Origin of the sequence: Microcoleus sp. B9-D4 (assembly GCF_036705105.1) — a bacterium.
Lineage (GTDB): Bacteria > Cyanobacteriota > Cyanobacteriia > Cyanobacteriales > Microcoleaceae > Microcoleus.
This window is the reverse complement of record NZ_JAUBTS010000005.1, coordinates 173,298-198,589: the sequence shown is the minus strand read 5'-3', so window position 1 is coordinate 198,589 and position 25,292 is coordinate 173,298. Positions and strand designations below refer to the sequence as shown.

The window sequence follows — 25,292 nt, the reverse complement described above, 5'->3', positions numbered from 1 at the left end:
CATTGTAACGGTGTGGCAAGAATTTGAGATTCTTCGCTTCACTCAGAATGACAAAATTAGGTGATTAGTGCGTCCCGGACAATGAATTATATCATGTCCGATCGATTAACCATAATATCCCGGTCGGGGCGGGTTTTTGAGATTGTCAATTATTGGCGATTATGGTTGGTGGAACCCGCCCCTACAAAAATCGCGGTAGCTCGACCCGACATGATATTAACCTCAATTTGCTTTACGTACCCAGCCGTTAATAGTAAAGCGGCTATCAGCAAAAGCTTTTGAGGGACAACTAACTCGCAAAACTTCGTGCATATAGCGACTCAGAAAAAATACGATGCTATTATTGCGAGGTTCAACAGTTCTGAATGTCTTGTCTGCAACATAGAAATTGTTCTCGATTTTGCTGTCATAAATCTGCAATTCGCCACCTGAAAAAGCCTTGGGTTCTCGATAGAAATAGTAAACGTAAGTAAAAAATCTGGTGGCGGTATCTGGAGAGCCACTATCGTTGTGAAGTTTGTAAAAGTTGTTGTCATTGTGCATGGTTAACTGAGCTTCTATTTCACCAAGCGGAAATGAGGGAATATTTAATTTTTGCAGCACGTCGGGGAGAATTGCTTTGATGCGATTAACCATCAGTTCGGAAAATTCGGGGAACGAGTGGAGTACCATCGAACGGCGGTAATCTTCGGCATTGGTTGAGGTGCTGGTAGTCACAAATTGTGATTCTTTTGCTAAGACATATTTAAGGAGTTTGTTCTTTTCGGCAGGGGTCAAAAAGTTGTCTATTTGGGCGTAGCGAGATATTAAGTCGTCATTTACAGGCGGCGCAGGGGCGGGAATTTCGGCGGGAATTTCGGCGGGAATTTCTACAGGAGTTGCAGGCTGCTGCGGTTGCAGTTGCTGCAAGTAAATTGGGGGTTCTGTGACTAATCCGACTAGGTGTTCGCCGGGAAAAAAAAGGGTGGAACGCCCGTCGTCTATGGGGATTTGAAATAAGGGCGAAAAACTGAGTGTTTGTTGGGTGCGATCGACTAATGTTTTGATCAGGCTGTGCAATAGTGGTGTATCAGATTTGAGGGTGACGGTGCATTGATGTCCCCCGGTGAGCAGGATTTTGACTTTTATGTCTTGGGGTTTAATTTGCGGTTGAATTGTGCTAGTCATAGCCGTTAGTTATAGAAGAAGGAAAATTTTTTTAGGGCGGGCTAGAAGCCCAACCCCTACTCCCGACAATAGAACTGGAATTGACTCTTTTCTTTGTGAAACAGGCAGGTAAGCCTGTTTGTGGCGGGCTTGCTTCCCACCCCACAATAGAATTAACTCTTTGTGGAACAGGCATCTTGCCTGTTCATAATAGAGGTGTAAAATGTCATTGCTACGAACTTAATTAATGCAAGAAGTGGCGGATGTCGGTGAAAACCATTGTGATTCCGAGTTGGTTGGCGGCTTCAATGGAATCTCGATCGCGCATACTTCCTCCCGGTTGGACGATCGCAATTATTCCAGCCTCAGCCGCAGTTTTGACTGAATCGTCGAAGGGGAAGAAACCATCGCTTGCCAAAATCGCTCCTTTGCTCTTTTCTCCTGCTTGTTCCAATGCTAGTTTAACCGAACCCACGCGATTCATTTGTCCGGCGCCGACACCGATTGTAGTGCGATCGCGCGTCACAACGATCGCATTGGATTTGACGTGTTTCGCTACTTTCCAAGCAAACAGCAATTCTTCCAACTCTCCCGCAGTCGGCTGTTTCTCAGTAACTGCGCGCCATTTGCTAGTTTCTTCTACTACATTATCTGAGTTTTGCACCAGCAAACCGCCTGCAATAATTTTAACTGTTTGTGGCGGCCCTTGAGTCAAATCTGGCAAAATTAATACTCGAACTTTCGCCTTTTTCTTGATAATTTCTTCGGCTTCTGGTTCGCACCCCGGCGCGACGATACATTCTAAAAATGTTTGAGTTAACGCCGTTGCGGTAGCAGCATCAATCGGGCGGTTGAGGGCAACAATTCCGCCGAAAGCTGAGACTGAATCGGTGTCGAAGGCTTTTTGATACGCTTCAGAAATAGTTGTTCCCAAGGCTGTGCCACAAGGATTTGTATGCTTCAGAATAGCGGCGGCGGGTGTGTCCGGGAATTCTACGATCAGCCGCCTTGCTGCTTCTAAATCTACTAAATTATTGTAGCTTAATTCTTTGCCTTGCAGGATGGTGCTAGTCGTCCAGCCTGTCGGTGTAGTTCCGCTTTGATACCAGGTGGCGGCTTGATGGGGATTTTCGCCGTAGCGGAGAGTTTGCAACTCTTTTCCTGATAAATTAAACTGCTCTGGTAGCGAATATTTTTCAGCGGATTGGCTGCTGCTGAGATAAGTTGCGATCGCGCGATCGTAGTTTGCTGTATGTTTGAAGGTTTCCAGCGCGCATTTTTGCCTAAACTCTAAGGATGCTTCACCGCCATTTTCCCGCAGTTCTTTTAAATAAGTATTGTACTGTTCTGGGTCGCACAAAACTGTCAAATGAGCGTGGTTTTTGGCGGAAGCTCTCAACATTGCTGGGCCGCCGATATCTATCTGCTCAATTGCGTCTGCTAGAGTAACTCCTGGTTTAGAAATTGTCTCTTCAAATGGATACAGATTCACTACAACTAGATCGATCGCCCGAATTTGATTTGCTGTTAAATCTGCGAGGTCTTCCGGTACATCGCGCCGTGCTAAAATGCCACCGTGGATTCGTGGGTGAAGTGTTTTGACTCGCCCTCCCAAAATTTCTGGAGAACCAGTATATTCCGCAACTTTGGTGACTGGGATGCCTGCTTCTTTGAGGGCCGTTGCTGTCCCGCCACTACTAATTATGTCAAATTCAAATTCTTCTACTAGACTGCGCGCTAAGTCGATTAGTCCGGTTTTATTGGATGTGCTCAGAAGTGCTAGACGTGCCATTGGTTTGAAGTTGCGATCGCAAAAATAGACAGGTTATATTCTATACCAAATCTGGTGGCAGGCACATGATTTGGGAATGGCTAATTATGATTATTTTTAACACAATAAAGATGAGTTCGCTTATTTTGACCCATATTTTTTGTCAAAAGTATATAATATTTTATACTGACCAGTGGCTTCTAAATATTTAAGACTGGCGCGTGGAACTGATTATTTTGTGAGTGCGAGGGGGATTGCAGCCCTATCCAGCTTTCACAGTTCGTGTCGCTACGTAAGTGTCAATGTTGTTGAAATTACTTAATAAAACTTAATAGATAATTATAGGGCGATCGCTCTTGAATTTTAACAACGATGTTTTATGATGAATTCTAAAAGTAATGTGCTAGCATCGGGTGTAAATTGCTCTCTCCCTAAACTTCCCGGAAAATTGGGCGATCGCAACACCTTAATCTAGAAAATAATTTGGTAGGGTTGAAATATGTTTTTTCAAGAAGCAGATCCCGAAAATAAACTCAGTAATATTAGCAGGAACCATAAAAAAACTGCTCCCAATCTGGCCAATAGAACAGCCTACCAACAGATGCCAAAAAAAAGAGGCCAGAATTCGACCGAAGCCAATATTTCCGAAGCTTATAGTGTTAGTTTGTGCGAATTGCAGCAGATGGAGCGAGCAATGGAACAGCTAAAGCAGGATTTGAAAGCTAGCGAATCTCGGTTTCGGAATGTGATAGAAAAAAATGCCGACGGCATCGCAATCGTTAACAAGCGAGGACTTGTTTGTTTTGCCAACCAGTCAGCAGAAGCGCTGTTTAACTGCACGGCAGAGGAACTTCTAGGTCAAGCATTTTTTGGCAATTTAGTAGTAGAAGTTTCAGCTTGCGACATTGAGATGGCGACGGATATTATTCCCCAAGTTGGAAAAACGGAAGCACCAGGAACTCGCGTCGTGCAAACAGAAGTTGAAGCTATTCGCAAGCAAAAAGCAAATGCTGTAGTAGAAATGCGGGTTGTGGAAACGGAATGGGATGGAGAAATGGCTTATTTAGCTACGCTGCGGGACATTACCGATCGCAAGCGCGCAGAAGAAATGCTTTGGTTGTACGATCGAGCTATAGCAGCTACTAGCACCGGAGTTACGATTTCTGACGCCACTGACCCCGAACATCCAATTATTTATTGCAATCCCGCATTTGAAAGCATGACAGGTTATCGGCGGCAGGAAATTATCGGAAAAAACGGCCGATTTTTGCACGGAAGCGATACGGATCCGGCGGCAGTAGAAATAATTCGCCAAGCCTTGCAAACAGAAAGCGAATGCAAGGTAATATTAAAGAATTACCGCAAAAACGGAACCGCTTTCTGGAATTGTTTCTCCCTATCTCCTGTGCGCGATCGAATGGGCAAATTAACTCATTTTATTGGCGTACAGAGAGACATCACTGAGCGCAAACAAGCTGAAGAAGCCTTGCATAATTCCGAAGCACAAAGCAGAGAACAAGCCGCTCAACTAGCAGCCACACTTGAGCAACTCAAAGCCACTAATTCCCAATTAGTTCAAAGCGAAAAAATGTCTAGTTTGGGATTGCTACTTGCCGGGGTCGCTCACGAAATTAACAACCCAGTCAGCTTCATTTACGGCAATCTCGCTCATCTCACAAATTATACTCAAGACTTGTTTCACCACCTCCAACTTTATCAACAGCACTATCCTAATCCCGTCGCCGAAATTCAAGAGGAAAGAGAAAAAAAAGATCTCGATTTTTTAGCTGAAGATTTACCTAAAATACTGTCTTCAATGAGCGTTGGTGTCGAGCGGATTTGCCAGATTGTGCAGTCGCTGCGGAACTTCTCGCGCCATGACGATTCACAGATGAAACCCGTTAACCTCCACGAAGGTATTGACAGCACGCTGTTAATTCTCAATCACCGTTTGAAAGGGAACGGAGAAAAGCAGCCAATTCAAATTGTAAAACACTACGGAAAATTGCCGAATGTTGAGTGTTTTGCTGGGCCAATAAATCAAGTTTTTATGAATATTCTCAGCAATGCGATCGATGCTTTAGAAGATGCGAACAGTAGGCAAACTTGTCGAGAAATGCTAGAAAATCCCAGCCAGATTAGGATTGGTACGGAAGTAGTCGGCAATTTTGTAGAAATTAAAATTGCCGACAACGGCCAGGGAATAACTGAGGAAGTCAAACAGCAGATATTCGATACATTTTTTACTACCAAGCCCATTGGCAAAGGCACGGGAATGGGTTTGTCAATTAGCTATCAAATTATTGTAGAAAGACACAAAGGCGAATTATCTTGTAATTCGGAATTGGGCAAGGGCACGGAATTTATTATCAGAATTCCGATCGCACATTAGCGCGGAATGTGCAATCTGCAGCTTACCAACTTGATATATAGGCAAACAAGCGAGCGGGACTCGCACTCCTACAAAACGAGAAAAATCGCTTTTTCTCGTTCCCAGACTCTGGCTGGGAACGCATACTTAGAGGCTCTGCCTCGCCATTGTAAAGAGAATTATAGGGCACTTTTCGGCTCACCTTACCCGCATAAAAAGCGAATTAAAAAACCTCTGCACCCTCCAACTTCTTAAAAGTTTCAACCTTAGCCCTCGCCGCTTCCCCGCAAGTCTTCGGTGTCGGAAACATCTTCCCAGGATTCGCCAAACCTTTCGGATTAAACACCTGACGCACCCACTGCATCGTCTCCAAATCAACCTCCGAAAACATATCCGGCATAAAACACTTCTTGTCAGCACCGATGCCGTGTTCCCCCGAAAGACTTCCCCCAACTTTCACACAAAGCCTGAGAATTTCCCCACCCAATTCTTCCACCTTTTCCAGCGCACCTTTTACCGAGTTATCGTACAGAATCAGCGGGTGCAAATTCCCATCTCCCGCGTGAAATACATTAGCAATCCGATAACCGTATTTCTCGCTTAAACCCTCAATTTCTTTCAAAACATAAGCCATTTGCGTTCGTGGAATTACGCCGTCTTGCACGTAATAATCCGGGCTGAGATGGCCCGCAGCCGCAAAAGCAGCTTTCCGGCCTTTCCAAATTTTAAGGCGCGTTTCCGGGTCAGTTGCCGTGGTGATATTTCGTGCTCCGTTATGCTTGCAAATATCAGCAATCCGCTGTTTGTTTGTGGCAACTTCCACTTCTAAACCGTCGATTTCTACGAGGAGAATTGCCGCCGCATCGCGGGGATAACATCCAGTTGCCACCACATCTTCCACAGCATTGATGCTGATGTTATCCATAATTTCCATGCCGCCGGGAATAATACCAGCGCTGATAATATCGGAAACTGATTCGCCCGCTGCTTCTATACTGGAAAAATCCGCTAGGAGAACGCAAATAGATTCCGGCGCTTTGAGAATTCGCAAAGTAACTTCTGTGGCGATTCCTAAAGTGCCTTCGGAACCGACAAATACACCAGTTAAATCGTAACCTGGCATTTCGGGAATTTCGCCACCGACATCGACAATTGAACCGTCGGGAAGTACCAATTTTAATCCTAAAACGTGATTCGTTGTGACTCCGTATTTGAGGCAGTGAACGCCACCAGAATTTTCGGCAACGTTGCCACCAATCGAACAAATAATTTGACTGGAAGGATCTGGCGCGTAGTAGAAACCGGCGCCGCTAACTGCTTGCGTTACCCAGTTATTAATTACTCCCGGTTGCACGACTACTTGCTGATTTTCTAAGTCTACTTTCAGGATTTTTCGCATCAGGGCAGTGACAATCAGCACGCAGTTTTCTACAGGCAAAGCGCCGCCGGAAAGGCCGGTGCCTGCGCCTCTAGCCACCCAGGGAATTGAGTTGCGATCGCATATTTTGACCACTTGCGCCACTTCCTCGGTAGTTCGAGGCAATACCACCACGGCGGGGCGCTGGCGGTAGCTGGCGAGTCCGTCACACTCGTAGACAATCAATTCTTCGCGGCGCTGTACGACGCCATTTTTGCCAACTACAGCCTCGAATTCTTTAATAACGGGTTTCCAGTTGCGTTCTGTTTCTACGGCTATCATTAGTGATTTTTATTAGGGAACTATCAATAATATTGTTGCAAATTTTACTAAGTTTAGGCAATTATTTTTCTAAGGGTTGCAATATTGACACAGGGAAGGATCGGCAGTCTCTCGACCGTCGGGAAATAGTTTTTCTTTAGTATAACCGCAGTTTTTGCATTTATAGATTGCCGATCGCACTAGCTGAGTCGGAAAATAGCAAAGTTCGCAGGGCAATCCGATTTTCGTCTCAGCAATATCGAATCCCGGCCAACCGCACTCCGGGCAGAATTGCTTGAATTTTTTAACTAAATCGAGAGTTGCATTTTCGATGTTTTTCATCCGAGTTGGATTGTACATCGCCCGCATATCTGTTTCGATGTGAACTCGGCCGGTTGACGATTTTTTTAAGCCTGCTGTAACAGCGTCAAAAAATAGTTTTTCTGTCCTAATGCCCTTGACAATTTCGCCGTTACCGAGTGCAGCATCGCCAACTATAACCACCAGTGCGTGATCGGGAAATCCAGATTTTTTAGCAAAATCATCTGCTTCTTCTATACTGGAAACTAACTGGTGACTGTAGTTAGTTTCAACGGAGAAAGAGTCGCCGATTAGTTCTAGATTGTTGGCTCGATCTAATAAAATTACTATTTCTCGGTTAGCTGGCAGATAGGGCATCATTGGGTGAGGGCCGAAAAAACCTTCGCTGGCAAAGGCAAGAGTTTCGCCTGCAATTTCTAGGGCTTTTTGTGCTTTATGGCGAGCCGCTTCTATTTGTGTTCCTAAGCGTTTAACTTCTCTGGTGAAGGTGCCGAATGCGTCAGTATCAAGCGCCGCAGGTACTAGGATATTTACACCCAATTCTCGTTTCAAAATGGGAGCCATCACCCGTTCTTTTTGGTGCATGGTAGCAATAACTGCGGTGCGATCGCTCAATAATTGATTGGGATTCACAGGCTCAGAAATATTAGACATACAGCAGCATCATTTTAGGAAAAAAACTCACATACACCCTTTTCACCGCCCCACAACCGATAGAAACCCTGACTTAACTTCCGAGTAAAAATTTTAGACCACAGTTAAATATTCATGATATTCACCTGTGGACTTAATTTAAAATTCTTCAATCTTCAATCGTCAATCTAAAATCTAAAATCTAAAATCTAAAATCGTATTAGTTGCCTCCACTCACTCCCCCAACTTGACCTCTGAGTACAAAAATTACTCCTGTCATAATTAGCCCCACGCCTACCAACCGCAGCGGCGGCAAAGGCTCGTGAAATATAAGTTTGCCGCCTAAAACAGTAAACAGGTAACTAATTGACAGTAAAGGCGAGACTATGCTAAGGTTTGCCCGCGACAAAACTACAATAAAGCCGATCGAAGAAATTGCATACAAAGAAAGACCGCCTACTATCAACGGCTGAGTAGCCATTGCTAGAATTTTTTCTATTAAATTAGCAGCGCCAATGGGCCCTAATATTTTAGCTCCTGCCTTCAGGCTGAATTGACCTGCGACGCCGCACAAGATTGCAGCAAGCAATAACATAAAAACGCTTCTATTCATTAGTTCACCAACTTATACTACAGCGCGAAAGTGGCAGATACAAAAACTACCATTAACAATGGTAATTAAGTTTTATTGAGTTTTGTTCTAGATCAATATTTTAAACATACATACTGGAAATGCAACTATTGTCGATCGCCAGCAACAGTGGAATAAACATATGGCAGAGCAAAGCAACACCAGCCGGGAATACACTCTCGAACTTTCGATACTCATGCCCTGCCTCAACGAAGCAGAAACTTTAGAAATCTGCATCGAGAAAGCACAGAAGTCCCTGCGCGACCTTAATATTGCCGGCGAGGTCATCATAGCAGACAACGGCAGCACTGACGGTTCTCAAGATATCGCTACCAGAATGGGAGCGAGAGTCGTGCCCGTGGCAGCCAAAGGCTACGGCAGCGCCCTGATGGGAGGCATCATCGCAGCGCGCGGAGTCTATATTATCATGGGCGATGCTGACGACAGCTACGACTTTTCCAACCTCGGCGCCTTTGTCGAAAAATTGCGGGGAGGCTGCGATTTAGCGATGGGAAACCGCTTTCAAGGCGGCATCAAACCGGGGGCGATGCCGCCGCTGCACAAATATTTAGGAAATCCGGTGCTGACATGGGTTGGGCGGCTATTCTTCTCAAGTCCAGCCGGCGACTTTCACTGCGGACTCAGGGGTTTTAGGAGAGACTCAATTTTGAAACTCGACTTGCAAACAACGGGGATGGAATTTGCTAGCGAAATGGTGGTGAAAGCTTCTCTGTACAAGTTGCGGATTGCTGAAGTCCCAACGGTACTTTCTCCCGACGGCCGCTCGCGCCCGCCGCACTTGCGAACTTGGCGAGATGGCTGGCGGCACCTGCGATTTTTGCTGCTTTACAGTCCCCGGTGGCTGTTTCTGTATCCCGGTACTGCGCTGATGATTTTGGGTGTAATTATCGTGGTTTGGCTGTTACCGGGCAGCAGAAAGGTGGGAAGTATCAACTTTGATGTGCACACGCTGCTTTATGGGGCGATCGCAATTATCATCGGTTTTCAAGCAGTAACTTTCGCTTTCTTCACCAAAGTTTTCGCCATCAGCGAGAAATTCCTGCCCGAAGACCCCAAACTAAACAAAATATTTCGCTATGTCACGCTAGAGACAGGATTGATTGTCGGAGTCACGCTGATATTAATCGGAATAGTTGGCTCGTTCTTGTCATTAACTATCTGGAGCGAAACTGCTTTCGGTACTCTCGATCCTTCTAAAACTCTGCGTTTGGTTATTCCCTCGCTTACTTGCCTGACTGTGGGTTTGCAGATGGTTTTGTCGAGCTTTTTTCTCAGCGTGCTGGGGTTGAAGCGTAGGTAGGGCGAGCTCTGGGATAGGTTCGCTTCAGACACTATAGGAATAAAAGGGCGATCGCACGATCGCAATTTCAGACTATCTGGTATGATGGAGCAGGTAGCTCTAATAATTTTCAATAGCTATGAACTATGAAAACTCAAGAACTTCGCGAGAACCTCAAGCAATCCATAGATAGCTTATCTCCTGAACGGCTGCTCGTTGCTGCTGATTTTTTAGCTTATTTATCAGAACGTGAAAGCAATGAAGCTACGATAGAATTATTAAAAATTCCCGGTTTTGTTGAAGCATTTAATAAAGCCCAAAAGGATGTAGCAGCAGGTAAGGTGACGACCGTTGAGCAACTCAAACGAAAATACTGATGAAAATCTAAAGTTTGATTCAGTCGTTCTTAGCTTGGATGCTCAGGAGTTTTTTGAAGCAGCATCAGCTTCTTTGCAGCGCAAGCTAGATCGATGTTTTGAGATGTTGAAAACTGACCCTCGCAGTCATCCAAATATTAAGCAACTAAAAGGTGATTTAGCTGGATACTATCGCTATCGCGTTGGAGATTATCGGGTTGTTTATTGCATTGATGATGAGCAAAAACGGGTGGTTGTGACTATTATTGCTCATCGTCGAGAAGTGTATTAGGGCGCAATGCAGGGAAGATAAGGGCGATCGCACTTTGGGGAAATAAGGGCGATCGCTTTTCCCCGAATCCAGAATTGAGATATAATAAATAACAAGCAAAAAAATCAACGAAATTTAGTGTAAGTTAAGATGGCCTATGTTGACTATTGAACAGATAGAAAATGCGATTCTCCAACTTCCGCCCAACAAGATTGGAGAGTTGTTAGAGTGGTTTCTAAATTTGGATTACCAACGATGGGATGTTCAGTTAGAGAAAGATATTGCTGAGGGGAAACTGGATGCTTTAGCAGCAGAGGCGATCGCAGATTTTGAGAGTGGTAACTATCGAGCAATTTGATGCACTATACTACTCGCAAGTTTTGGGATTGTTACAATGCTTTGCCATCAAATGTACAAGCTACAGCAGATCAGTGTTATGAGTTGCTGAAGGCAGATCCGTCTCATCCTTCTCTGCATTTTAAGAAGGTTGGTAATTATTGGTCTGTAAGGGCCGGACAAGCTTATCGGGCGTTGGGTGTAGAAATTGAAACAGGTATTTTGTGGTTTTGGATTGGTACGCACGCAGAGTACGATCGGCTGATAGGAAAATAAGGGCGATCGTACTTTGGGGAAATAAGGGCGATCGTATTTCCCCACTGCTTAACTTCTATCGTGATTAAACATCAGCCAAAGAGCGTGGATCACTCCGGGAATCCATGTAAAAGCGAATGTGAGCACTAGGTTTATCCAAAACTGAGTGCCAAGCCCAACCGTCAAATATACGCCCAATGGGGGGAAAAAAATCGCAGCGACTACGTGGCTAATCTGAACGGGTCTTTGCTTATTATCACTGATACTGCTGTCACTACTTCCTTCCGCATTCCTCAGTATGTTAGCCCACATCATAGCCTCCTGGGATGCCTTAGTATCTCCCTGAGCCTGGGATAATCTAGCTGCTGTATCGAAGTCTGAAGCTGCGCTTTTCATATCATCTAATGACATATAAGCTCCACCTCGTCCATAGTAAGCTCTATAGTAATTACGATCTCTGCGAATTACCTCTGTAAAGTCGATAATTGCTTCATGGTAATTTTCGAGGTCTTTGTGACAACAGCCTCTTCTTTGGTGGATTTTAATATCTTCTGGGTCTAAACGAATGCTTTGGTTAAAATCTTGAAGCGCTGCCTGATAGTTTTTTAACTTAATATAAATATCGCCTCTCAAAGTGTATGCTATCTCATTCACGTCACTATTATTAATAGATAAAGCTTGATTGCAATCATCTAGTGCCCTCTGTAAGTTACCTGTAATCTCAAATAAGGATGCACGAAATGAATACCCTTGAGCAGAATTAGGTTGAAGTTTCAAAAATTCATTGCAATCTTTAAGAGCTTCTTGATTATTTCCCAACTTTTGCCATGCAATTTGTCTGTACCAGTAAACTTGGGAGTCATTAGGGGTTAGTTGCAATAATCGGTTGCAGTCTTCAATGGCTGCTTCGTAATTTTGACTTTGAATATGTAACTTTGCCCTGATACGTAATTCTTCACTTTCATCCGAATTATTCATGTTAAATAGTTCCTTTTAAAACTCTACTCATGGCTTTTTTATAGTTAAAGTAAATGAAGCGATCGCCCCCTGCACCCTCCGCATCCTTTGCATTACCGCATGGTAGATTCGAGGGAGCGATCGCCCAACCTTTAACTTTTCCTGTAAATGTGGGCGATCGCAACTTTTCTCAATCAATCCTTCCATTTCTGAAGCGTAGTTGCGTAGAAATTCGCTTTACGCCAAGCTTCCTCAGCAGATGAGGCTTTACCAGCAGATTCATTTCCAACATATACTTCGCCAGTATCCTCGTCCCAATAATAATCGTAAGAAGAATCTGTCGGCGTTTTAACTGTACCCATGTGTTTTCTAGCCATAACTACTCCCTTGATTTTTATAAGATTCAACTCAATCTCAGTATTAACTGAACTCTAATTAGCAGGTTTCCTGAAGCGATCGCCTAACATTTAACTTTTCTTGTAAATGTGGGCTATCGCCACTTTTCTAATCACAATTAATCCAGTAATGAGTCCAACCAACTACTAACTCCTTCATCAACGGATGCACCTGTAGTTCCATACAGACTGTTTCCGTAGCCTGCTCTTGTGTCATCTTCCCTCCTAGAACCACCATATTTTGCGTATATTTCTTGGCGTACACTTCCCTCCGTAGTTCTAACATACCAACTCCCATTTTCTTTGTAATAGTGAACATGGTTTTTTGAACCACTATAATTCCGGTCAATATCATCTTCAGTTTTGCCCAGTAGAATCTGAGTTCCACTTCTATCCACTTTGTAGTAGCAATCATTACCAATTTTTTGAGCATTATCAGGCCAATCAGCCATCGACTTTTTCCTTATTAATAATACTGACTTGATATTAAGTATAGTACAAGGATGAGTTTGGCAATATCGGAAATGTCGGGACTTTTCCCAGACAGCCCGATCGCAAATGTCGGAATCATGTCGGAAATGTCGGAATCATGTCGGAAATGTCGGAAAGATCGGATATAATACGACAAATCGCAGCACACGACTGACCTATGGACATCGCAGAAGTCTTAAAACTCGCGGACGAGCTCATCTTCGCGAAGACGGGAGAACATATAGACTATCTGCAAAAAGCTATCCTTGAAGGGACATTCCAAGGTCGGACATATCCAGAAATTGCTGAAGCGACTCATTCCAGTGAAGGCCATACCAGAGATATCGGTTCGGAATTATGGCAAATACTCTCAAAGGGATTGGGAGAAGATATTACTAAAAGAAATTTTAGAGCAAGAATAGAAAAGGTAGAGTTTAACAATTTTTCATCGGCTACCGTTAAAGGAGATGTAACAGTTAATAACGTCAATATTTGTCAAGAAAGGGCGAGAAGTCCAACAGAACCCCAAAACCCCCAACAAACTCCCAAACAACTCCACATAGATTTAGGCGACGCACCCGAAATCTTCACCTTTTTCGATCGCACTTCTGAACTCTCCACCCTCGAAAACTGGATAACGGGCGATCGCACTCGCCTCATCGCCCTCCTAGGAATCAGCGGCATCGGCAAAACAACCCTCTCCCTAAGCCTGATCGATCGCATAAAAACCCAATTCGATTACGTCATCTATCGCAGCCTCCGCTTTTCCCCAACCCTCGATGCAACCCTCACCAACCTGCTGCAAATCTTCTCCCAACAATCAGAAATTCCCCAAAACATCGAAACCAAAATTGCCCAAATCCTCGATTACCTGCGAAAATACCGATGTCTGATTGTCCTAGATGACGTGCAAATGCTTTTTAGCAGCGGACAAGTCGCAGGACAATATAAAACTGGATATGAAGATTATCAGTTATTTTTTAAACTAATTGCCGAAGTTTGTCATCAAAGTTGTTTGATATTGAATAGTTGGGAAAAACCCAGAGAAATTGCCCGATTATCAAAAGAGTATCATCCCGTGCGATGTTTTGTATTGGGAAGTTTAGGAGTCGCAGCTAAAGAAATTTTGAACTCACAAAAGTTATCCGATCAGGAAACATGGTCAACTTTGATTGATATTTATCAAGGCAATCCTCTGTGGTTGGAGTTGACTGCAACGCTGATTCAAGAGTTGTTTGGGGGGAGAGTTTCTGAGTTTTTGCAGTGCGAGATGCCGATTTTAGATGAAGGGTTGCAATCTCAGTTATCTCAACCTTTTGCGCGTTTGACTGCGGCAGAATTGGCAGTGATGATTCACCTAGCTAATCAACCTGAACCCGTTGCTGTGTCGCAAATTTTCAACAAAATACCGTTTTCGCCGTCAGAAATAGTCAATGCAGTGCGAACTCTTGGAAATCGCTTTTTATTGGATGCTGTAGAAGAGGAACAGATAACTTTGTTTAGTTTGAATCCTGTGATGAAACAGTATGTAAAAACTCAGTATTCTTAGTCCGCGTAGGCGGACTTTGTTTGTGTAGAAGCGGTTTCAACCGCCGAGTGATAAAGGGGGGAACAAACCCGGATTTAATTTAAGTGCGATCGCACCCATTCCCGAAACTCTCTAATTCTCGCATTCTCTCCCTTTTCTGAGTCTAGGTGCATAAACTGTGCGAGCTCTTTGACAGGAAACGAGGCAAATGCCAAACTGGTTTCCGACTCGATATAACCCGTATCATTTAAAATGTTAATTATTAGTTTCCCCTGCTTCCAAATCCAAACCTCCGGCACTTTTAAGTCCGCATAAACCGCCATTTTATTAATAGATGAGCTAGTCCAATCAATTTCCACAGCTAAGTCTGGTGGCGGGTCATTTTTGAGATCGATTGTTAATTTACCCCGCATTAAAGCTTCATTTTGAATATAAAAACATTCATCAGCTTCGTTGCCAGCTTTTTTCGGTTCCGAACGCCAAGTAGATGATTTTAATCCGATAATTTCAATCCCAATTTCCTCAGAAAGTGCTACAATTAGCCGACCGAGAGTCCAGCTATACCTTTCATGTTCTGGTAAAGGTACAATAAGTTCCAAAGTTCCTTGGTAGTAAGTCATGCGCGGCGTTGAACGTTCCGCAAATATTTCTAACAAGTGTTCGTAGGTTTCCCAACTGATATCATGTAAAACCAGGTGAGAACCTGCAAGCTCTTCTTTACTGTAGGTCAGGGTTTGAACCATTGCAAATACTCCACGAGAACTTTAACTCTATTTTACTGTATTGAACATTGGACAGGTGCGATTCCCTGCGGGATAGCTTCGCACGCGCGTACATTACCAGATTGATTCAAGATTCAAAATAAATCCGGGGAGAACATCTTCACCGGATACAGTGGCTGGAGATTCTAGCACTTCAACTTCTTGATTCAGACGGTAAATTTCTACTTGCCGCGATTTGCGATTAATTAACAAACCCAAACCTGCACCATTATCTCGATACTCTTTCATCTTATCCTGAGTTTCTTTCAAACTATCGCTGGGAGACATTAACTCAACGACAAAATCAGGACAAATGGGGGGAAATTTCTTTTGTTGTTCAGGAGTTAGTGCATTCCAGCGTTCTAATTTTACCCAAGAAGCGTCAGGAGAGCGATCGGCCCCATTAGGAAGTTTGAAACCGCCAGAAGAATCAAAAACTTTACCCAGTCTACTTTGGTTATTCCAAATCCAAAGCTGTGCCGTTAATCCTGCATTGCTGCTGCTAGTTTCTCCTCCTGCTGGTGACATGATAATTAATTCTCCCTTAGCTGTACGCTCAAATCTAATATTTTTATTTTTTTGACAGAGATCGAAAAATTGATCGTCTGTCAGCTCAATAATCGGGTTGAGGTTGATGGTGATGGCAGTCATAGCGGTATTTTTTGTGGCTAAACGACCTTTAGTAACGATCGTAGCATATTGAGTGAGTCTTGAGGCAATACGGTTCAGTTAAGAACAATTTGATATCCAAAAGATACCTATATGTCCCATAAAACCATGAGACTAAATTTGTCGGAGAGCGTTAACTGAACCGTATTGGGTCTTAAGGGCGATCGCACTCCCATTCATCAAAACCATCCCAAAAATATAAGGACACAGCATTGCTGTGTCCCTACAGATTAAAGGCGATTGTCCGAAATTCGGATGCTTATTCTACCCCCTCAATCCGGTCTTCCACCTCCTGATAAAGTTCACGCAAGCGATCCAAATTACTCTCCGAAGTCTCCCAATAACCCCGGCCATTCACCTCAAGCAAAGTGCTCACAATCTTGCGGAAAGAATGAGGATTCAGATTCAGCAAACGCTTCTGCATCTCCTCATCTTGGATAAACGTACCGTTCACATCCTCATACACCCAATTATCCACCGCGCCCGCAGTCGCACTCCATCCAGTCGTATTCACCAGACGCTTAGAAATCTCCCGCACGCCTTCATAACCGTGCGATAACATCCCCTCATACCACTTCGGATTCAGCAGCTTAGTCCGCGAATCTAAACGCACGGTTTCTGATAGCGTCCGTACCTGCGCGTTGGCTGTTGTGGTATCAGCAACAAAGGATGTTGGTTTCTTGCCATCTGCGCGCAAACTGCCGATTAATTTAGTCGGATCGGAGTCAAAATAGTGCGACACGTCGGTTAGGGAAATCTCGGCAGAATCCAAGTTTTGGAATGTTACTTCAGCAGTTTTTAAGGATGATTCAAAAATCTGCCTGTCTTGTTCCATTGTTCCGGGATTGTCGGAAGAAAAGGCGAAGGATTTGCGGGTTAAGTACATTTCCTGCAACTCGGCTTCGCTTTCCCAAGTGCTGTTTTCTACCGCTAAGTTGACGTTAGATGAATAGGAACCAGAGGCATTGGAAAATACGCGGGTTGCTGCTTGTCGCAGGTTGATTCCCATTTCTTCGGCTTGCTTCAAGGCGTGTTTGCGGACGAAGTTCATCTCTAATGGTTCGTCGGCTTCCGCTGCCATTTTCACGGCTTTATCTAACAAATTCATTTGGTTGATGAACAAGTCGCGGAATACGCCGGAACAGTTAATTACTACGTCGATCCGAGGGCGTCCCAACTCTTCTAAAGAAAGCAATTCGAGTTTGTTTACCCGGCCCAAAGCGTCGGGAACTGGCTTCACTCCCACCATCCACATTACTTGGGCGAGGGATTCGCCGTAAGTCTTGATGTTGTCGGTTCCCCACAACACAACGGCGATCGTCTCTGGGTAATTTCCGCCGTTATCAACGCGCTGTCTTTCTAACAGCCGATCGACTACAAGCTTAGCAGACTTAACCGCCCCCGTTGTAGGGATTGACTGCGGGTCCAAAGCGTGCATATTCTTGCCAGTCGGCAAAACATCCGGGTTGCGAATCGGATCGCCACCGGGGCCGGGCAGAACATACTCGCCTTCTAACGCGCGCAACAAAGCGCCTAATTCGTTGTCGGCACAAACTTGCTGCAAGCAGAATTCCAGATACTCAAACAGCGGTTTAATCGGTTCTGGATCGATTTTTTTGTAACCTGCGGCGTGCAAAGCTTCAACCCAAGGTGTTTTCTTGCCCATGTTGAAGAAATTCAACTTAGAAACAAGGGAAACTCTACCCTCAGCGTCGGTTTGTTCCTTCACCAAAGCGCCAACGGCATCCCGACAGGCCAAGGTGATGTTTTGCAGCAATTCAACATCAGTTAAAATGCCTTTGTCGCTGTTGGTGTAAATTTCGCCGATATCGCGTCCGAGACTGTTAGCAATAATCCGTGGCAAGCTGATCAGCCCGTCTTCTTCGCGGTCTAAATTGGCGATATTTACCAAAGTTGCGATCGCCTCTTCAGCAGTCGGCGGCTTACCGATAACGTGCAAACCGCAAGGTAACAACCGCGACTCAATTTCCATCAACTTGCGGTAAACCAAGCCAACTAAATTGTCCCGTTCCTCCGCAGTCATTCCCGCAGCAACCCCTCTTTCTTGTTCCGGAGGTAGGGCGATATCTTTGTCTAAATTCACCAAACGGCATTTTTCGACGATCGCATCCACAATCGGCACACCGCGCCCAGTCTCTTTCAAAGTTTGATAAGAAGCAATTAACTCGCTGAGTTCCTGCAAACCTTTGTACAAACCAGCATTTTCAGCCGGAGGAGTCAGATAACTGATTGTTTCAGCATAACTGCGGCGCTTGGCAATTGTTGCCTCGCTGGGATTGTTGGCGGCGTAATAATAGATATTGGGAATTTTGCCGATCAAACTGTCGGGATAACATTCCCCAGACATTCCCATCTGCTTACCTGGCATGAATTCTAGCGAACCGTGAGTGCCAAAGTGCAGCACCGCATCCGCACCCCAAATGCGCTCCAAATATGTATAGTAAGCAGCAAAACCGTGGTGCGGGCTGGCGGAACGAGAGAATAACAACCGCATCGGATCGCCTTCGTATCCAAAAGTAGGTTGCACGCCGATAAACACATTGCCGAAATGTTTGCCAAAAATCAGCAAATTTTGTCCGTCGCTGTTCAAATGTCCCGGAGGCGGGCCCCAATTTTCTTGCAAGCGTTCCGAGTAAGGAGTGAATTCTTCGTATTCAGCTACGGACATCCGGTAAGCAACATTTAATTCGGGACTTTGGTATTGGGCTGTTGCGTCGTGGATGACTTCTTGCATCAGTTTTTCGGCGGAATCCGGCAATTCTGGCAAGTCGTAACCGTTGCCTTTTAAGGCTTTCAATACTTGGTAAATCGAGCCGAAAACGTCCAAATAAGCGGCTGTTCCGACGTTGCCTTTGTCCGGCGGGAAACTGAAAACTGTGATCGCAACTTTTTTATCTAATTTTGGTTTGCGGCGCAGCATTGCCCACTTCATAGCGCGCTGGGAAATTGCTTCGATTCTATCTTGTAGGGCGATCGCCTTGCCAGTTGCGCCATCACGTCCCGACAAAATAATCGGTTCGATCGCGCCATCCAACTCGGGAATGGCAATTTGCAAAGCAACTTGAATCGGGTGCAAGCCTAAATCGCTATTTTCCCACTCTTCCGTCGTTTGGAAAACCAGCGGCAAAGCCACCATGTAAGGGCAGTTTAGCTTTTTCAAAGTCTCGATCGCCTTCGGGTGATCTTGTTTCGCCGGGCCACCCACCAAAGCAAAACCAGTCAGAGAAACCACCGCATCAACGATCGGCAGCGGTGCAACACCTTTGGTCCCAACTTCCAAGAAAAAAGTTTCGACTGGTTTCGAGAAGTCCAAACCGCCGGCAAAAATCGGCACCACCCGCGCCCCCATTGCCTCCAATTCCTGCACCATTGCTACATAGTGCGCGTCATCTCCGGTGACTAAGTGAGTCCGCTGCAACACCAAGCCGATGCAAGGTGCGAGGGGGTCTTTGAGGTCTGCCGAAATATCTTTGCGGGCGTTGTACCAGGTGAGGTATCCTTTTACATCCTCAAACATCGACGGTGCCAAAGGATGCCAAATTCCCATATCCGGGTAGACAACGGGCTCTTGAAAAGTTAGCTGTTCCTGGCCTTTGAAGACATATTTATGTGACAGCATCAGCAAGAAGTTTTCCAAGTTTTCTTGGGAACCTCCCAGCCAATACTGGAAACTCAGCATGAAGTTGCGCGCATCTTGGGCTTTGTCAATGGGCAAATATTTCAGCACTTTCGGCAAAGTTTGCAGCAGTTTCAGCATTCCGTCTTGGAAGGAACTCCCGGATTTTTCCTTCCGTTTTTTCATGAATTCGCCGATCGCACTTTTGCTTTGTCCCAACTGTGCCATCGAGAAACTGCCCATTTTATTTAGCCGCATCACCCCTGGCATCGACGGGAAGACGACGGCGACATCCAAGCTGTCGCGCAGCGGTTCCACCGCCGCTACGACTTTTTCCGCCAAATCTTCGATGAATATTAGAGAAGCAATAAATACATTGGCATCCGCCACATCCCGCTTGAAGGCCTCGTAATTTTCCGGGCTGCGGAGTTCCTCGATCAGGTAGCCGCTGATTTCTATTGCCAAATTCGGATTTTTCTTGTTTATCGATCGAACCGCTGCCGACAGGGCGCTTTGATACTGCGGTTCCAGTACGACATAGACCACCTTCATTAGCGATCGCCCCTGCAAGTTTTCCGGCACAACGTGGCGAATGGTGGGCTTGACGTGAGTGAACATCCGGTTAGGCTCCTTTAAGATGCTGTTTTCGGGAATCGGGAATTTTTTTATCCCATAAGCATTTTTACCAGAAAACGCTTGCCATTAGGCGATTTGAGCCTGCACATGACACAATTCGACAAATTTAGGTCAACTTTTCGTTACATTTTTTTATAAATTCCTTGAGCAAATACTCCATTTTTTATTTACCAAAGTTTACTTGACATTATAGTTTTAATGTGTATAGGATTAATTAGTAGGATAAAAATAATTAAAAATTAACCAACAATTGAGAAAAAAATCCTGAAAAAAGTGCCACGTTTTGTAGAATAGATCGAACTTGCGATCGCTCAATTAACTGAGGAAAAAAAAGCATAAATTCGGCAGAATCGAGCCTTAGATAATTGCTGAGTTCGCAAAATAGATATGTTCCCAGTAATTTAAAACCCTTTCATAACGTCTGTTTTGTGTAAATTCCTGATCGGCGATCGAGTTCATGGAAAGCTAATTGCTATCAACTCTCAAACTCATCAAAACTTTAGGGGGAAAACATGGCTAACTACGCAATTTTCGACGAACAATTCTACCTCGCCTCATATCCTTGGGTCAAACCAGCCATTGACGCAGGAGTCATCTCATCTGGGAGAGAACACTTTGAAAAATTCGGGCGAGAAGGCGGTCTAACTAAAGTATCGCGTTATTTTGACGAAAATGCTTACCTTGCTGGGAATCCAGACCTCGCACCTTTCGTCCGCACCGTCAACCCAAACGCACCTTTTGCTACAGGCCTCGATCACTTTATCCAGTTCGGTTACGATGAAGGACAGCGCCGCACTCAAGTATCACCAGAATACAACGAAAGCTTTTATTTAGCAAACAACTCGGAACTTCAACCGTTTATTCAAAACGGAACTTTCAAATCAGGCTTCGACCATTTCATTCAATTCGGGGCCAAAGAAGGTCGGTTTGGGACTTCATTTTTTGAACCGGAATACTTAAAAGAAAACCCCGACATCGTGCCGTTTGTCAACTCTGGAAACTTGAGAACCGGCAGGGAACACTTCTTCAATTTTGGACAATTTGAGCCTGCCCGCGACGCGACTTTTGTCGGCACCCGTACCAACGATGTTTTAACTGGTGTTGGCGTGGGCGATGTCGAACTTGTGGGAGTGGAAGTAGGTATTGATCGCAACGGCAATCGGCAGTATGAAAGCTTTGGCACCAATGAATTCGATGTCTTGATTGGTGCCCCAGGAACTAATACATTCGTACTCGGAGTTCCTACTACAGCCGGGAATGTCACCCCGACACCGCTATATTTAGGTAACGGTCAAGCTACGATTCGCAACTTCGACATAGAAAGCGATTTTATCCAACTGCAAGGAACTTCTTTAAACGGCTACAGCCTGACTCCCATTGGCAATAATTTGTCAATCCAGCGTTTTGGAGATGTGCTCGGCGTGATTGAAGGAGGAGCAACCTTGGGTTTAACTTTCCAAGAATCTAACGGTAATGGTACTTTCTTGATTGGTTAGTCATTGGTCTTTGGTCATTAGTCCTTAGTCATTAGTCATTAGTCATTAGTTATTAGTCATTAGCTAATGCTGATGATTAATGATTTTTTATTGGTGGTGGGCGATGGTTCTATAAAAAAGTACGATCGCACTTTACATTCTTTAAACAGCAAAATATGAATTACGATATCTTCGACGAACAATACTACCTTTCGCAATATCCGTGGCTGAAACCAGCCATAGATGCAGGAATCATCAAATCTGGAAGAGAACACTTTGAAAAATTTGGTCAAGCCGCCGGCCTCACAAAAATATCGCGGTATTTTGACGAAGATACTTACCTTGAGGGAAATCCAGATATCGCACCCTTTGTCCGTACTCCCAACAATCCAAATGCGCCTTTTGCTACAGGCTTAGACCACTTTATCCAATACGGTTACGAAGAAGGACGCACGCGAGTATCGCCTGATTACGACGAAGCGTTTTATGTAGCAACTAACCGAGATTTGCTGCCGTTTATTCAGCAGAATTTTTTTCAAAATGGTTACCAGCATTTCATTCAATTCGGAGTACAAGAAGGTCGTCTAGGAACTTCTTTTCTTGAGCCAGAATACTTCGTTAATGTGTTTGATGCTATTAGCGCTGGAATCTTGAAAACTGGTCGGGAACATTACTTTAAGTTTGGGCAATTCGAGCCAAGCCGCGAGGCAACTTTTGTCGGAACTTCCGGTAATGACATCCTCACTGGTATAGGGGTAGGGAAGGTCGAATTAATTGGAGTTGAAGTAGGTTTTACCTATCCCGGCCCCCGAAATTATGAAAGTGACGGCAGCAATGAATTCGATACTCTCACTGGCGGTAGCGGCCGCGATAAATTCGTGCTCGGTGACATTGTTGGCTTCAGGGGAGGAACCCTCTCATCCAGACAGTTCTACATCGGCCCAGGTTTTGCTACAATTGAGGACTTTACTCAAGGTCAGGATATCATCCAGATAGGGATTCCCTTAGATCAATTATTGGTGTTTCCAATCAACAATAATCGAGATTTAGCTATCCAAACGAATGGCTTTCCAGTCGTTGAAAATGGAGTTTTCATAGCCAGTCGCTTTGACACAATTGCTGTTGTTGAAGGTGGCGGCAATCTCAATTTAAATTTATTACCAGGATCTAGTGTTATTAGATCTTTCCTTGGGTAGAAATCTCGCAGCTATTCAGAATTTTCTTTGGGATGCTGTCGGTGCGATCGCCCATTTTGCGAATGTGCGATCGCACTTTTGTCTTTTCCCTAAAAATAATAACACAGGCTTAATAATAATTAACTTGACATAGTGAGTTCGTAGAGTTATTTATAGTGGGTCAAGTTTAATCGACAAGTAAGCAGACTAAGCTTGGAGCCAAAATTATGACTAATTATGACATTTTTGACGAACCATACTACCTGGCGCAATATCCTTGGGTGAAACCGGCTATTGATGCAGGAGTTATAAAATCTGGGAGAGAACACTTTGAAAAGTTCGGTCAAGCCGCCGGTCTCACCCAAGTATCGCGGTACTTTGACGAAGAAACCTATCTAGCTCAAAATCCAGATATTGCTCCTCTGGTTCGCACCCCAAACAATCCAAACGCGCCTTTTGCGTCTGGCCTCGATCACTTTATTCAGTTTGGCTACGAACAGGGTCGTACCCAAGTATCGCCTGACTATGACGAAGCGTTTTATGTAGCAACTAACGAAGATCTGGTGCCGTTTATTCAGAATGGAACCTTTAAAAATGGCTACCAGCACTTCATTCAATTCGGGGCAAAACAAGACCGTTTTGGTACTTCATTTTTTGAATCAGAATACTTAAGGGACAACCCCGATATTCTACCGTTTGTCAACTCTGGAGCTTTGAAAACAGGTAGGGAACACTACTTTAATTTTGGGCAATTTGAGCCTAGTCGCTCTGCGACTTTTGTCGGAACTCCGGGCAATGATATCGTCACTGGTTTCGGTGTGGGGAATGTCTCATTAATTGGAATTGAAGTCGGTTTACAAAGCAACTTCAGCTACGGTTATGAAAGTTATGGCAACAATGAATTCGATACTCTCATTGGCGGTAGCGGCCGCGATACATTCGCTCTCCAAGGCATTTCAATGGGTAGGACATTGGCCACAAGTACACAGTTCTACATCGGGCCAGGTTTTGCCACTATTCGGAATTTTACCCAAGGTCAGGATAATATTCTGCTAAAAGGAATTCCCTTAGATCAATTATCAGATCGATTATTGTTGTCTTCCATCAACAATAACCGAGATTTAGCTATCCAAACTCGCCAAGTCGGTGTATCTGGCAGCGGTCTGTTTGACACAATCGCTGTTATTGAAGGTGGCGGAAATCTCAGTTTGAATATAATCTACTCACAAGTAAATATTTTTCTTAATATCCTTTCACTTGAGTAGAAATTTTGAAGATATTCAGGATTTGCCTGATTGCTGTTGTCGGTACGATCGCACATTCGCAAAATGGGCGATCGCACTTTTGTGTTTGCCCTAAAAATAATCAAACAGGCTTAACAATAATTAACTTGACATACTGAGGCAGTAGAGTTAGTTATAGTGGGTCAAGTTTAACCGACAAGTAAGCAGACTAAGCTTGGAGAAATAATTATGACAAATTATGACATTTTTGACGAACCGTACTACCTGGCGCAATATCCTTGGGTGAAACCAGCCATTGATGCAGGAATCATCAAATCTGGAAGAGAACACTTTGAAAAGTTCGGTCAAGCCGACGGCCTGACCAAAGTATCGCGTTACTTTGACGAAGCTACTTACCTTGCCGGCAATCCAGACATCACACCCTTTATCCGCACCCCCAACAACCCAAATGCACCTTTTGCGACGGGCCTAGACCACTTTATCCAATACGGTTACGAAGAAGGTCGATCGCGCGTATCGCCAAATTATGACGAAGCGTTTTACATAGCAAATAACCAAGATTTACTGCCTTTTATTCAGAATGGAACTTTTAAAAATGGCTACCAGCACTTCATTCAATTCGGAATCAGAGACGGTCGGTTTGGTACTTCTTTCTTTGAATCGGCATACTTATGGGCAAACCCCGATATTGTGCCCTTTGTCAACTCTGGAGCCTTGAAAACTGGTCGCGAACACTACTTCAATTTTGGGAAAAACGAGCCTAGCCGCTCTGCGACTTTTGTCGGAACTTCCGGCAATGATATCGTCACTGGTGAAGGGATAGGGAAGGTCGAATTATTTGGAGTTAAAGTAGGAGAACGATCGACAATCTTCGGGGCGGAGAGTGACGGCAGCAATGAATTCGATACTCTCATTGGCGGTACCGGTCGCGATACATTCATGCTCGCCTACACTTTTTCGGCGGGCATAAGCGGGATTGTAATCCAACCGTTCTACATCGGGCCAGGTTTTGCTACAATTCGGAACTTTACCCAAGGTCAGGATCAAATCCTGGTTCCCTCTCGTTTTTTAGATAACTTCTTGGTGTTTCCCATCAACAATAATCAAGATTTAGCCATCCAAACGAACGGGGTTTACGTCCGTAGAAATGGAGTTACCAGTAGCTTTGACACACTTGCTGTTATTGAAGGTGGCGGAAATCTCAAGTTGAATTTATTACCAGAATCTTCTTTTGGGACACTTTTACTTGGATAGAAATATCGCAGCTATTCGGGA

The 25,292-nt window shown here is 44.5% G+C and carries 23 protein-coding genes; 11 read left to right on the top strand and 12 right to left on the bottom strand.

The window, feature by feature from the left end; genetic code table 11:
* Positions 1 to 222: 222 nt before the first annotated feature.
* Together QUB24_RS05040 and purH are read right to left on the bottom strand one after the other, a co-directional pair.
* Positions 223 to 1,167 (bottom strand): 2OG-Fe(II) oxygenase, encoded by a 945-nt coding sequence (locus QUB24_RS05040; protein WP_333151272.1) that lies wholly within the window; start codon positions 1,165 to 1,167, stop codon positions 223 to 225.
* Between the two features lie 223 nt (positions 1,168 to 1,390).
* The gene (gene purH / locus QUB24_RS05035) at positions 1,391 to 2,938 is read right to left on the bottom strand and encodes a bifunctional phosphoribosylaminoimidazolecarboxamide formyltransferase/IMP cyclohydrolase (RefSeq protein WP_333151270.1); all 1,548 of its coding nucleotides are present in this window, start codon (positions 2,936 to 2,938) and stop codon (positions 1,391 to 1,393) included.
* Between the two features lie 478 nt (positions 2,939 to 3,416).
* On the opposite strand from purH, the gene QUB24_RS05030 reads away from it, so the two are divergent.
* A complete protein-coding gene (locus tag QUB24_RS05030) occupies positions 3,417 to 5,309 on the top strand; it encodes a PAS domain S-box protein (protein ID WP_333151268.1) in 1,893 nt (630 codons plus the stop codon).
* Between the two features lie 202 nt (positions 5,310 to 5,511).
* On the opposite strand, the gene glcD is transcribed toward QUB24_RS05030, so the two are convergent.
* From glcD to QUB24_RS05015, 3 genes are all read right to left on the bottom strand, one after another.
* Positions 5,512 to 6,987 carry a glycolate oxidase subunit GlcD gene (gene glcD, locus QUB24_RS05025; protein WP_333151266.1) on the bottom strand — a complete coding sequence of 492 codons (1,476 nt, stop codon included), beginning with the start codon at positions 6,985 to 6,987 and terminating at the stop codon, positions 5,512 to 5,514.
* 69 nt (positions 6,988 to 7,056) lie between these two features.
* A complete protein-coding gene (locus tag QUB24_RS05020) occupies positions 7,057 to 7,941 on the bottom strand; it encodes a DUF6671 family protein (protein ID WP_333151264.1) in 885 nt (294 codons plus the stop codon).
* 199 nt (positions 7,942 to 8,140) lie between these two features.
* Positions 8,141 to 8,533, bottom strand: a complete 393-nt coding sequence (locus QUB24_RS05015; RefSeq protein ID WP_333151263.1) for a transporter — start codon at positions 8,531 to 8,533, stop codon at positions 8,141 to 8,143.
* Between the two features lie 160 nt (positions 8,534 to 8,693).
* On the opposite strand from QUB24_RS05015, the gene QUB24_RS05010 reads away from it, so the two are divergent.
* The 5 genes from QUB24_RS05010 (at position 8,694) to QUB24_RS04990 (ending at position 11,090) form a co-directional block, all read left to right on the top strand.
* On the top strand, positions 8,694 to 9,872 hold the full coding sequence (locus tag QUB24_RS05010) for a glycosyltransferase family 2 protein (protein ID WP_333151261.1): 1,179 nt from the start codon (positions 8,694 to 8,696) through the stop codon (positions 9,870 to 9,872).
* Positions 9,873 to 9,997: 125 nt separating this feature from the next.
* On the top strand, positions 9,998 to 10,228 hold the full coding sequence (locus QUB24_RS05005) for a hypothetical protein (protein WP_333151259.1): 231 nt from the start codon (positions 9,998 to 10,000) through the stop codon (positions 10,226 to 10,228).
* The gene (locus tag QUB24_RS05000) at positions 10,203 to 10,499 is read left to right on the top strand and encodes a type II toxin-antitoxin system RelE/ParE family toxin (protein WP_333151257.1); all 297 of its coding nucleotides are present in this window, start codon (positions 10,203 to 10,205) and stop codon (positions 10,497 to 10,499) included. Before QUB24_RS05005 ends, QUB24_RS05000 begins: the two co-directional genes overlap by 26 nt.
* Positions 10,500 to 10,635: 136 nt before the next feature.
* The gene (locus QUB24_RS04995; RefSeq protein WP_236508277.1) at positions 10,636 to 10,836 is read left to right on the top strand and encodes a hypothetical protein; all 201 of its coding nucleotides are present in this window, start codon (positions 10,636 to 10,638) and stop codon (positions 10,834 to 10,836) included.
* Complete coding sequence (locus tag QUB24_RS04990; RefSeq protein WP_333151254.1) at positions 10,836 to 11,090, top strand: ParE family toxin-like protein; 255 nt, start codon at positions 10,836 to 10,838, stop codon at positions 11,088 to 11,090. The genes QUB24_RS04995 and QUB24_RS04990 overlap by 1 nt, the downstream gene beginning before the upstream one ends.
* Before the next feature lie 48 nt (positions 11,091 to 11,138).
* Here the strand turns inward: QUB24_RS04990 and QUB24_RS04985 are convergent, their stop codons facing one another.
* The 4 genes from QUB24_RS04985 to QUB24_RS04970 all read right to left on the bottom strand — a co-directional run bounded on the left by QUB24_RS04985 (position 11,139) and on the right by QUB24_RS04970 (position 12,873).
* The gene (locus QUB24_RS04985) at positions 11,139 to 12,047 is read right to left on the bottom strand and encodes a YqaE/Pmp3 family membrane protein (protein ID WP_333151252.1); all 909 of its coding nucleotides are present in this window, start codon (positions 12,045 to 12,047) and stop codon (positions 11,139 to 11,141) included.
* Between the two features lies 1 nt (position 12,048).
* The gene (locus tag QUB24_RS04980; RefSeq protein ID WP_333151250.1) at positions 12,049 to 12,210 is read right to left on the bottom strand and encodes a hypothetical protein; all 162 of its coding nucleotides are present in this window, start codon (positions 12,208 to 12,210) and stop codon (positions 12,049 to 12,051) included.
* Positions 12,211 to 12,220: 10 nt separating this feature from the next.
* Positions 12,221 to 12,403, bottom strand: coding sequence for a hypothetical protein (locus QUB24_RS04975; protein WP_333151248.1), 183 nt, complete (start codon positions 12,401 to 12,403; stop codon positions 12,221 to 12,223).
* 137 nt (positions 12,404 to 12,540) lie between these two features.
* Positions 12,541 to 12,873, bottom strand: coding sequence for a hypothetical protein (locus QUB24_RS04970; protein ID WP_333151246.1), 333 nt, complete (start codon positions 12,871 to 12,873; stop codon positions 12,541 to 12,543).
* A 197-nt stretch (positions 12,874 to 13,070) separates the two neighbouring features.
* Here QUB24_RS04970 and QUB24_RS04965 point away from each other — a divergent pair, with 197 nt between their 5' ends.
* A complete protein-coding gene (locus QUB24_RS04965; protein WP_333151244.1) occupies positions 13,071 to 14,441 on the top strand; it encodes an ATP-binding protein in 1,371 nt (456 codons plus the stop codon).
* A 74-nt stretch (positions 14,442 to 14,515) separates the two neighbouring features.
* Here the strand turns inward: QUB24_RS04965 and QUB24_RS04960 are convergent, their stop codons facing one another.
* The 3 genes from QUB24_RS04960 to QUB24_RS04950 all read right to left on the bottom strand — a co-directional run bounded on the left by QUB24_RS04960 (position 14,516) and on the right by QUB24_RS04950 (position 20,105).
* Positions 14,516 to 15,163 carry a Uma2 family endonuclease gene (locus tag QUB24_RS04960; protein ID WP_333151242.1) on the bottom strand — a complete coding sequence of 216 codons (648 nt, stop codon included), beginning with the start codon at positions 15,161 to 15,163 and terminating at the stop codon, positions 14,516 to 14,518.
* A gap of 93 nt (positions 15,164 to 15,256) precedes the next feature.
* Positions 15,257 to 15,832: a Uma2 family endonuclease gene (locus QUB24_RS04955; protein ID WP_333151240.1), complete on the bottom strand. Its 576-nt coding sequence runs from the start codon at positions 15,830 to 15,832 to the stop codon at positions 15,257 to 15,259.
* Between the two features lie 277 nt (positions 15,833 to 16,109).
* On the bottom strand, positions 16,110 to 20,105 hold the full coding sequence (locus QUB24_RS04950) for a magnesium chelatase subunit H (protein WP_333151238.1): 3,996 nt from the start codon (positions 20,103 to 20,105) through the stop codon (positions 16,110 to 16,112).
* A gap of 530 nt (positions 20,106 to 20,635) precedes the next feature.
* On the opposite strand from QUB24_RS04950, the gene QUB24_RS04945 reads away from it, so the two are divergent.
* The 4 genes from QUB24_RS04945 to QUB24_RS04930 all read left to right on the top strand — a co-directional run bounded on the left by QUB24_RS04945 (position 20,636) and on the right by QUB24_RS04930 (position 25,271).
* On the top strand, positions 20,636 to 21,619 hold the full coding sequence (locus QUB24_RS04945; RefSeq protein WP_333151236.1) for a calcium-binding protein: 984 nt from the start codon (positions 20,636 to 20,638) through the stop codon (positions 21,617 to 21,619).
* Positions 21,620 to 21,774: 155 nt separating this feature from the next.
* The gene (locus QUB24_RS04940; RefSeq protein ID WP_333151234.1) at positions 21,775 to 22,794 is read left to right on the top strand and encodes a calcium-binding protein; all 1,020 of its coding nucleotides are present in this window, start codon (positions 21,775 to 21,777) and stop codon (positions 22,792 to 22,794) included.
* A gap of 206 nt (positions 22,795 to 23,000) precedes the next feature.
* Positions 23,001 to 24,038 (top strand): calcium-binding protein, encoded by a 1,038-nt coding sequence (locus tag QUB24_RS04935; RefSeq protein WP_333151231.1) that lies wholly within the window; start codon positions 23,001 to 23,003, stop codon positions 24,036 to 24,038.
* 207 nt (positions 24,039 to 24,245) lie between these two features.
* Complete coding sequence (locus QUB24_RS04930; RefSeq protein WP_333151229.1) at positions 24,246 to 25,271, top strand: calcium-binding protein; 1,026 nt, start codon at positions 24,246 to 24,248, stop codon at positions 25,269 to 25,271.
* Positions 25,272 to 25,292 lie beyond the last annotated feature (21 nt).